The 2,284-nt window shown below is 38.7% G+C and carries 2 protein-coding genes and 1 tRNA gene; all 3 read left to right on the forward strand.

Translation table 11 applies throughout. The annotated features are described in order from the left end of the window. Positions 1 to 36: 36 nt before the first annotated feature. Positions 37 to 1,515: a S8 family serine peptidase gene (locus tag IJS99_11015; protein MBQ7562338.1), complete on the forward strand. Its 1,479-nt coding sequence runs from the start codon at positions 37 to 39 to the stop codon at positions 1,513 to 1,515. A gap of 51 nt (positions 1,516 to 1,566) precedes the next feature. Beyond that, a tRNA-Thr gene (locus IJS99_11020) sits at positions 1,567 to 1,638 on the forward strand. Positions 1,639 to 1,740: 102 nt separating this feature from the next. After that, on the forward strand, positions 1,741 to 2,284 hold a 544-nt coding region (locus IJS99_11025), incomplete at its 3' end, for a hypothetical protein (GenBank protein MBQ7562339.1).

Below are 2,284 nucleotides of genomic sequence, written 5' to 3' on the forward strand. Positions count from 1 at the left end.
GTGAAATTTATTTATTACAGGAGGCAATGTATAAACATGAAAAAATTTTTGTTAGTTATCTGCGTGATATTAATTTTTGCTGGTAGTGCTTATGCCGGGAAGTTTACAAATAATAATGTAATAGTCGTTCTCAAATCCGGCGAGTCAAAAATCAGTGCGTCATCTATAAATATTTCTAGGCTCGAAAAAATTGCGTCAACTTCAAATGCCAGAGTCGTGAAAACTTTTAAAAATTTATCGGTCAATAGCAATAATTTATTTGCTGTCCTGCATAATGATAATATGAGTCCTGAAGATTTTGCGGCTGAACTTCTCACTAATCCCGAAGTAATTGCGGCTTGTCCAAATTATATAGTTCGTGCTTCAGTGATTCCTAATGATCCCGAATATTCTCAATGCTGGGGACTTGAATATATAAACGCTCCTGACGCATGGGACGTTACAACAGGAAATAATAATGTTTATGTAGCAATAATTGACACGGGCATTGACTGGACAAATCCGGACTTGGCCGATAATGTAGAAATAAATTTAGGCGAGAATACTATAACGGGTTCGACAGCAAACGCACTCGACGATCACGGGCACGGCTCACACGTTGCGGGAATAATAGGCGCGAAAGGTAATAATAATTCAGGGATCGCCGGAGTAAACTGGGACGTTAAATTAATTCCCATTAAGGCACTTGACAGCAAAGGAGAAGGAACACTTGAAGACGTTATAACAGCCTTTGAATATGTAACAGAACTCGTGAACAGCGGCTATAATATTGCGGCGGTCAATATGTCATTTGAATGGTACGAGTCAACGACTCCGGGACATGATAATTTTGTGACTCATCCATTTTGGCGGGCGTTGAAAGTCTTAGATCAGACAAATAAAACCGTGATGGTTTCAGCAGCAGGGAATTATTCGCAAATAGTCGGGCAGCCTGCAAAAAATTCTGTAACAAAAATATATAATGTCGGTGATTATGCTTATCCGGCTTCTTATTTAGGACTGAATAATTTTATCAGCGTCTCAGCTTATGACAAAACGGGCTCTCTTACATCATGGACTAATACGGGCGCAAATATTTCAGCACCGGGGGTAGATATTCTTAGCACATACCTGCAAAAATCTTCGAATTCTCCCACTCTTGAATCACACGAAGGAACATCAATGGCAGCACCTTTTATATCAGGAGCGGCGGCACTGTTGAAGGCGGCAAATTCGAGTCTCACAGCTTACCAGATAAAGACTGCAATTTTACGCGGAAATAGCGAGAAAGATTTAATATTTGATTTAGCCGAGTCTATTCAATATCAAGCAAATAACACAATGCCTGAGAAAGGCACAGAGGGCGACTCATATGACGACTATATAAATTATGAAGCTGACTATAATACTAATTCCGATCAATATTATGTTCCCGTAAATAATGACTCGTCGGGCGGGTGTAATTCGTTTATTACAAGTATATTTGCATTCTTGTTAGTATTATTATTTATGAGCGGGAGAAAACGCAAAATATAGACTTGTAAAAAATTTCGTGAACTGATAAAATCTCTAATTGTTGCAAATATTGCCGGTGTGGCTCAGTGGTAGAGCAGCGCACTCGTAATGCGCAGGTCAACAGTTCGAATCTGTTCACCGGCTTAGAGAAAAATTTAATCCCTGTGAGTGAATTAACTTGCAGGGAGTTTTTATGTTCGTATATAATTACTGCGTCATGAAAATTTTATTTCAGGAGGTTGTTTTATGCGAGATAAATACTCGGTTGCGCTGATACTGCCGTATTATGGGACATTCCCGAATTACTTCCCGTTATGGCTGAAATCTGCGGGCTGCAACAAAAATTTTGACTTCTTTGTGTTCACTGATATAGACTGCTCATGCTATAAGATCCCCGAAAATGTTCACGTCGTAAAAATGACTCTTGACGAGATCAGAGAACGCGCAAATAAACATTTAGATTTTGAGTGCGTGTTGAATACTCCCTATAAATTATGTGATTATAAGCCGCTTTACGGGTTAATTTTTCAGGATTATTTGCGGGATTATGAGTTCTGGGGACATGTTGACCCGGATGTAATATGGGGCGATATGAGCAAATTTATAACGCATGAGATTTTAGATAAATATGATAGGTTTTATCGCGCCGGACATTTATTGTTTTATCGCAACACGGACAAGATAAATCATTTTGTGCTTCATAAATTGCCCGGCTGCGTTGTCTCATATAGAAATATTTATAGAACTAAATCAGATATAGCGATTGATGAGAATGTTGCGCACTTCTTAA

This window comes from Synergistaceae bacterium, assembly GCA_017444345.1.
Classification (GTDB): domain Bacteria; phylum Synergistota; class Synergistia; order Synergistales; family Aminobacteriaceae; genus JAFUXM01.

Bases quoted from the DNA above. Each gene is read 5' to 3' on its own strand.
- IJS99_11015 (MBQ7562338.1), top strand. From the start codon at position 37: ATGAAAAAATTTTTGTTAGTTATCTGCGTGATATTAATTTTTGCTGGT.